This is a genomic window from Oleiphilus sp. HI0066, assembly GCF_001635725.1.
Map to the genome: position 1 here is coordinate 1 of NZ_LWFH01001841.1, position 695 is coordinate 695.

The 695-nt window shown below is 43.7% G+C and carries 1 protein-coding gene; it reads left to right on the forward strand.

From position 1 onward, the window contains the following. Nucleotides 1-49 precede the first annotated feature (49 nt). Nucleotides 50-667 (forward strand): FMN-binding negative transcriptional regulator, encoded by a 618-nt coding sequence (locus A3738_RS28545; protein ID WP_082878479.1) that lies wholly within the window; start codon nucleotides 50-52, stop codon nucleotides 665-667. Nucleotides 668-695 lie beyond the last annotated feature (28 nt).

The window sequence follows — 695 nt, forward strand, 5'->3', positions numbered from 1 at the left end:
TTAAATACTACTTCGCATTTAAAGATGGTCTGATAATTAGGTAACGACAGTGCACACGCCCAAGGCTTTTAAAATCGACAATCAAGATCAAATGTTCGCTCTCATTGCAGAACATCCTCTTGCGACACTCATTGTGAATACCAGCGAGGGGCTTGAAGCCAATCACCTTCCACTTTTATTGGAAAAGATAGATGGTCAACACACACTAATCGGCCATATCGCGAAAGCCAACCCATTGCATAAACACATCGAGAACGGCAGCGATGTACTGGTGACTTTTCAAGGGCCTCAAGCCTACATTTCAGCAGGCTACTACCCTAGCAAACAAGTCGATGGGAAAGTTGTTCCAACATGGAATTACACCGCCGTTCATATCAAGGGAGAAATCACCTTCAACCATGATAAAGACGAGCTATTAAGCATTGTCGAAAAACTCACGCGCTCACAAGAAGATCAACGCGAGCAGCCGTGGAAAGTAAGCGACGCACCAAACGGCTACATCGATACCATGCTCAGAGCGATTGTCGGTCTGCGCATCACCATTGATGAAATCCAAGGCAAATGGAAAGTCAGCCAGAATCACACATTAGAGAACCGTCGAGGAGTTATTGATTCAATAAAGAAAAATGGCGATGAGAAAATGTCCAGATTAATCGATTATAGATAGGTCTGAATTAACACTCGTTTGCTAAACC